The organism is Halobacterium sp. CBA1126 (assembly GCF_009741975.1).
GTDB lineage: Archaea > Halobacteriota > Halobacteria > Halobacteriales > Halobacteriaceae > Halobacterium.
Genome location: NZ_WPCF01000126.1, coordinates 1 through 6,444, shown reverse-complemented (window position 1 = coordinate 6,444; position 6,444 = coordinate 1). Strand labels below are relative to the sequence as shown.

Annotated in this window: 4 protein-coding genes; 2 read left to right on the top strand and 2 right to left on the bottom strand. The window is 67.5% G+C overall.

Going from position 1 to position 6,444, the window contains the following annotated elements; translation table 11 throughout:
- Positions 1 to 312: 312 nt before the first annotated feature.
- On the top strand, positions 313 to 753 hold the full coding sequence (locus GJ634_RS13455; RefSeq protein WP_157503381.1) for a hypothetical protein: 441 nt from the start codon (positions 313 to 315) through the stop codon (positions 751 to 753).
- 73 nt (positions 754 to 826) lie between these two features.
- On the opposite strand, the gene gyrA is transcribed toward GJ634_RS13455, so the two are convergent.
- Positions 827 to 3,316 carry a DNA gyrase subunit A gene (gene gyrA, locus GJ634_RS13450; RefSeq protein ID WP_157503380.1) on the bottom strand — a complete coding sequence of 830 codons (2,490 nt, stop codon included), beginning with the start codon at positions 3,314 to 3,316 and terminating at the stop codon, positions 827 to 829.
- A gap of 1 nt (position 3,317) precedes the next feature.
- Positions 3,318 to 5,231: a DNA topoisomerase (ATP-hydrolyzing) subunit B gene (gyrB, locus tag GJ634_RS13445; RefSeq protein ID WP_157503379.1), complete on the bottom strand. Its 1,914-nt coding sequence runs from the start codon at positions 5,229 to 5,231 to the stop codon at positions 3,318 to 3,320.
- A 198-nt stretch (positions 5,232 to 5,429) separates the two neighbouring features.
- On the opposite strand from gyrB, the gene GJ634_RS13440 reads away from it, so the two are divergent.
- Positions 5,430 to 6,444 (top strand): DNA topoisomerase VI subunit B (locus GJ634_RS13440; RefSeq protein ID WP_157503378.1); only part of this gene is annotated, 1,015 nt, incomplete at its 3' end.

The following is a 6,444-nucleotide window of genomic DNA, read 5'->3' as shown; positions in this document are numbered from 1 at the left end:
GGCGGCGGCGAGCGCGGCGTGGCCGAGCGCGCCGAACGCCACGGCGGCGCCGGCGAGCAGCCGTTCGAGCGGTCGAAGCTCCTGTCCGAAGACGTCTCGTTCGCGTTCTGCGACGGCCATCGTCGTTCACCCACTTCGGGGTAGGCCGCGCAGGGGGACAATCCCCCGTCCCGATTCCAGCGCGGGTGCAAGCGCTCCCAGTCTGCGGGAACGCGCGAAAACGGTGAATCCCCCGGCCTCGGACACTGGGTCTCTTCTCTCCGCGCGACGCCGGTGAGAAAGTATTTGCCAGCCACCGGTGACGGGTGATTCATGTCGTTCCGGTTCTCCCGCAGACGTTCGTTGGCGGCCATCGGCGGTCTCCTCGCTTCGGCTGGGTGTGTGTCGTGGGGGTCGCCGAGCAGCGGCATCCTGCAGATCGAAACCGACGGTGTCGGCTACTCAGTGGACGTCACTGTCGCGAGTACGAGCGAGGCGGTAATCGATGAGACGTACGCTCTGGCCCCGGGCGAACCCGTCCACACGTCGTTCGTGCTCGAAGCGGACGCGGAATACGACGTGAATATCGACTTCGAACCGAGACTACGGGACGTGCCCGTCGGGGACGCCGCGACCGAGCGGGGATGGACGACCGACGGGCGCGAGATTCGCGGCGAAGTCGGGTTCTCGTCGTCAGACCGAGTCTACACGGTATCCGTCGACGATAGGGGCGTCGCAACCATCGAGTACGTGACGGACCGCCACGCCGTCTGACCCGAGCGGACGCTCAGCGGACGCTCGGTTGTTCGGTGCCGTCGTCTCCGAAAGAGAAGCCGCAGTGAGTGTGTTACTCGTCGGCGTCCGCGTCGCCGCTCTCGCTCGGGCGGTAGACGGAGACGTCGGCGACCTCGTCGCCGGCCTCGACGTCCATCACCTTCACGCCCTTCGTGTTCCGGCCGACCGTCGAAATCTCGCCGACGGGGAGGCGGATGATCTGGCCGCTCTCGCTCATCGCGACGAGGTTGTCGTCGTCGCCGACCGTGTCAAGGGAGACGACGCTGCCGTTCCGGTCGCCGGTCTTGATGTCCACGAGCCCCTTCCCGTTCCGGGACTGCTTCCGGTACTCCGACAGCGGCGTGCGCTTCCCGTAGCCGAACTCGGTGACCGTGAGCAGCGTGCGCTCGTCGTCGGGTTCGACGGGCGCGAGGCCGGCGACCCGGTCGTCGCCCTCGAGGTCCATCCCGCGGACGCCGCGGGCGTTCCGGCCCATCGCGCGCACGTCGGTCTCGTCGAAGCGAATCGCCATGCCGTCCTCGCTGCCGAGCACGACGTCGTGGCTGCCGTCCGTCACCTCGACGTCGGCGAGCTCGTCGCCGTCCTCGAGGCTGATGGCGATGATGCCCGTCGAGCGGATGTTCTCGAACTCGCCGACGGTCGTCCGCTTCACGTAGCCGTGGCGGGTCGCCATCGTGAGGTACTCGTCGTCGCTCTCGAAGTCGAGGTCGTCGGCCGTGACGACGGCCGAAATTTCCTCGCCGTCGTCGAGGTCGAGGATGTTGACCGCCGACGTCCCGCGCGCGGTGCGGGACATCTCCGGCACCTGGTGGACCTTCAGCCGGTAGACCTGGCCCTGGTTCGTGAAGCAGAGCAGGTAGTCGTGGGTGCTCGCGGTGAACACCGCGGACACGCGGTCCTCGTCCTTGAGGTCGGTGCCGATGATGCCCTTCCCGCCGCGGTGCTGGGCGTCGAACGTGTCGGCGGGCACGCGCTTGATGTAGTCGCTCTCCGTGAGCACGACCACGACGTCCTCCTCGGGAATGAGGTCCTCGTCGGTGACCGTGCCCGTGTCCTCGATGAACGACGTGCGGCGCTCGTCGGCGTACTGGTCTTTGACCTCGCGGAGCTCGTCTTTGATGACCGAGAGGAGCTCCTCCTCGCTGCCGAGAATCTCCTCGAGGCGCTCGATGCGCGCGGTCACGTCCTCGTACTCGTCCTCGATTTCGGCGGCCTCCATCGACGTGAGGCTGCCGAGCTGCATCCGCACGATGTGGTCGGCCTGGGCCTGCGTGAACCCGAAGTCGTCCTTCAGGGCTTCCTTGGCGTCGTCGCGGTCTTCGGCGTTCTGGATGGTCTCGACCACGTCGTCCGCCTGCTCGAGGGCCTTCAGGCGGCCTTCGAGGATGTGCGCGCGGTCCTCGGCCTCGGCGAGGTCGTGCTCGGAGCGCCGCCGCACCACTTCCTTCCGGTGGGCGACGTACTCCTCGAGCAGCTCCTTCAGCGTGAGGACCTTCGGCTGGCCGTCCACGAGCGCGAGGTTGATGACGCCGAACGTGCGCTCGAGGTGGGACTCGAGGAGGTGGTTCTCCACGACGTCCGCGTTCGCGTTCCGCTTCAGTTCGACGACGATGCGGATGCCGTTCCGGTCGGACTCGTCGCGGAGGTCGCGCACGCCGTCGAGGTCGCCGTCGCGGACGTCGTCCGCGATGCGCTCGACGAGCTTCGACTTGTTCTGCTGGTAGGGGAGCTCCGTGATGACGATGCTGTCACTCGAGTCTCCCTCCTCGACGTGGTACTCGGCGCGCATGCGGACGCGTCCCCGGCCCGTCTGGTAGGCCTGCTTGACGTCCGAGCGCCCGACGATGTTCCCCGCGGTCGGGAAGTCCGGCCCCTTCACGTACTCCATCAGGTCCACGACCGTGCAGTCGGGGTTGTCGATGAGGTGGACGGTGGCGTCCACGACCTCGCCGAGGTTGTGCGGCGGGACGTTCGTCGACATCCCGACCGCGATGCCCGAGGAGCCGTTCACGAGGAGGTTCGGGAACGCCGACGGCAGCACCTCCGGCTCCGTCAGGCGGTCGTCGTAGTTCGGCTGGAAGTCGACGGTGTCCTTCTCGATGTCCGTCAGCAGCTCCTCCGCGATGGGCGACATGCGGGCCTCCGTGTACCGCATCGCCGCCGCGGGGTCGCCGTCGACGCTGCCGAAGTTCCCCTGCCCGTCGACGAGCGGGTGGCGCATCGAGAAGTCCTGGGCCATCCGCACGAGCGCGTCGTAGATGGCGGAGTCGCCGTGCGGGTGGTAGTCGCCCATCGTGTCCCCGACGATGTTCGAGGACTTCCGGTGGCTGGAGCCGCTCGTCACGCCGGCCTCGTGCATCGCGTAGAGGATGCGGCGGTGGACGGGCTTGAGCCCGTCCCGGACGTCCGGGAGCGCGCGGCCCGCGATGACGCTCATCGCGTAGTCGATGTACGACTGCTCCATCTCCTCGTCCACGCGGACGTTCTTCACGCGGTCTGCCACCTCGTCGGGCGCGTCTGGGTCTGGTGCTTCCGAACTCATGTTAGATGTCCACCCACTCTGCGTCCGTGGCGTGGTCCTGGATGAACTGCTTGCGCGGCTCCACGGCGTCCCCCATCAGCACGGAGAACATCTTGTCCGCGGCCGCGGCGTCGTCGACGGTGATGCGCTTGAGGATGCGGTTCTCGGGGTCCATCGTGGTGTCCCAGAGCTGCTGGGGGTTCATCTCCCCGAGGCCCTTGAACCGCTGGACCTGCGTCGGGTTGCCGTCGCACTTCTCCTCGACGATGCGTTCGCGTTCCTCCTCGGTCATCGCGTCGTAGGTCTCCCCGCGGTACCGGATGCGGTACAGCGGCGGCTGGGCGGCGTACACGTACCCCGCTTCCAGCAGCGGCTTCATGTGCCGGTAGAAGAACGTCAACAGGAGCGTGCGGATGTGCGCCCCGTCGACGTCGGCGTCGGTCATCATCACGATCTTCTTGTACCGGATGTCGTCGATGTCGAACTCGTCGCCGATGCCGGTGCCGAGCGCGGTGATGATGTGCCGGATCTCGTCGTGTTCGAGGATACGGTCGAGGCGGTGTTTCTCGACGTTCAGAATCTTCCCGCCGAGCGGGAGGATGGCCTGGAACTCGGGGTTGCGGCCCTGCTTGGCGGAGCCGCCCGCGGAGTCGCCCTCGACGATGAACAGCTCGGCGTCGTCGGGGTCTTTCGTCTGGCAGTCCGCGAGCTTCCCCGGGAGGCTCGTCGAGGACAGCGCGCTCTTGCGGCGCGTGAGCTCTTCGGCCTTCTTCGCGGCCTTCCGCGCCTTCGCGGCCTCGACGGCCTTCTGGACGACCGCTTCCGCGGTGTCCGGGTGCTCCTCGAAGTACGTGCCCAGCCCCTCGTGGACCGTGCTCTCGACGATGCCCCGGACCTCGCTGTTGCCGAGTTTCGTCTTCGTCTGCCCCTCGAACTGCGGGTCGGGGTGTTTCACGGAGATGACCGCAGTCAGGCCCTCGCGGATGTCCTCGCCCTTGAGGTTCTCGCCGTCGAGCTCCCCGAGGAGGTTGTTCTCGTTCGCGTAGTCGTTGACGGTGCGCGTGAGCGCGGTCTTGAACCCCGTGAGGTGGGTGCCGCCCTCGCGGGTGTTGATGTTGTTCGCGAACGCGTGCGTCGAGGACTGGAGGTCGTCGGTCGCCTGCATCGCGATCTCGACCTGGATGCCGTCCTCGTCGCTCTCGAAGTAGATTACGTCCTCGTGGAGCTGCTGGCGGCTCTCGTTGAGGTACTCGACGAACTCCCGGATGCCGCCCTCGTACTCGAAGGTCACGGACTGCCCGTCGTCGCCGCGCTCGTCCGTGAGCGTGATCTCGACGCCGGAGTTGAGGAATGCGAGCTCGCGGAGCCGGGACTCGAGCGTGGAGAACTCGAAGTCGGTCGTCTCGAAGATGTCGCTGTCCGGGCGGAACCGGATGAGGGTGCCCGTCTCGTCGCTGTCCCCGATGCGCTCGAGGTCGGTGACGGGTTCGCCGTGCTCGAACTTCTCGCGGTACTTCCCGCCGTCGCGGGCGACCTCGACCGCGAGGCGCTCGGAGAGCGCGTTCACGACGGAGACGCCGACGCCGTGGAGCCCGCCGGAGACCTGGTAGGACTTCCCGTCGAACTTCCCGCCGGCGTGCAGGACGGTGAGGATGACCTCGACCGCGGGCCGGTCGTACTCCTCGTGGGTGTCTATGGGGATGCCGCGGCCGTCGTCCTCCACGCTCACGGAGCCGTCCTCGTGGAGGGTCACCTCGATGCGGTCGCAGTGTCCCGCGAGCGCTTCGTCGATGGAGTTGTCCACGACCTCGTAGACGAGATGATGGAGGCCACGAGCGTCAGTGGAACCGATGTACATCGCCGGCCGCTTCTGGACGGCCTCGAGGCCCTCCAGCACCTGAATCTGGCCGGCGCTGTACTCGCTTTGGTCAGACATGAACGTTGCATCTCTGTAGGCCCCCCGCCGGTAAAAAAGACTCGCACGCGTGCGCGCGAACCGAGCGCGCGGGTCAGCCGAGCGTCTGACGCGACCGCGGCTCGCGGCGCTCGTCGGCCCGCCCTCGCGCGTTCAGTTTCACTTTCACCCCGCACACCGCTGGGGTTTTACCCGCCGAACGGGAAGAGGGAGTATCGAATGACGTCCTTCCAGTCGACGCTCGGCGAGGAGGAGGGCATCGCGGAGGAGCTCGCCGCGAGCCAGCGCGAGATCTCCATCGCCGAGTTCTTCGAGAAGAACAAGCACATGCTCGGCTTCGACTCCGGGGCCCGAGGGCTGGTGACGGCCGTCAAGGAGGCCGTCGACAACGCCCTCGACGCCACGGAGGAGGCCGGCATCCTCCCCGACATCTACGTCGAAATCGAGGAGGGCCGGGACTACTACACCCTCGTCGTCGAGGACAACGGGCCGGGCATCACGAAAGACCAGATTCCGAAGATCTTCGGGAAGCTCCTGTACGGCTCGCGGTTCCACGCCCGCGAGCAGTCCCGCGGCCAGCAGGGCATCGGCATCTCCGCGGCCGTCCTCTACTCCCAGCTCACCTCCGGGAAGCCGGTGCGCATCGAGAGCCGCACGCAGGACTCGGGCGTCTCGAACTACTACGAGCTCATCATCGACACGGACACCAACGAGCCCGAAATCAGCGTCGAGGAGGAGCTCTCCGCGGCGGAGAGCGACCTCCGGGGGACCCACGGCACGCGCATCGAGATGGACCTCGAGGCGAACATGCGCGCCCGCGGCCAGCTCCACGACTACGTCAAGCACACCGCGGTCGTCAACCCCCACGCGCGCATCGAACTGCAGGAGCCGAAGGGCGAGATCAAGGCCGAGCGCGCCGAGGACGCCGGCCTCCCCGACGAGACCGAGGAGATTCGCCCCCACCCGCACGGCGTGGAGCTCGGGACGCTCATCAAGATGCTCGACGACACCGACTCCCACTCGGTCTCGGGGTTCCTCCAGTCGGAGTTCACGCGGGTCGGGAAGAAGACCGCCGACGGCATCGTGGACGCGTTCCGCGACCGCCACTACGGCCGCGAGGTGCGCTGGCGGCCGCCCGGAATCGACGCGGAGACGGACCTCGAGGCCGCCGTCGTCGACGCCGTCTCGAACAAGGGCGCCGAGGACACCGCGGCGTTCGCCGAGCGCGTCGCGG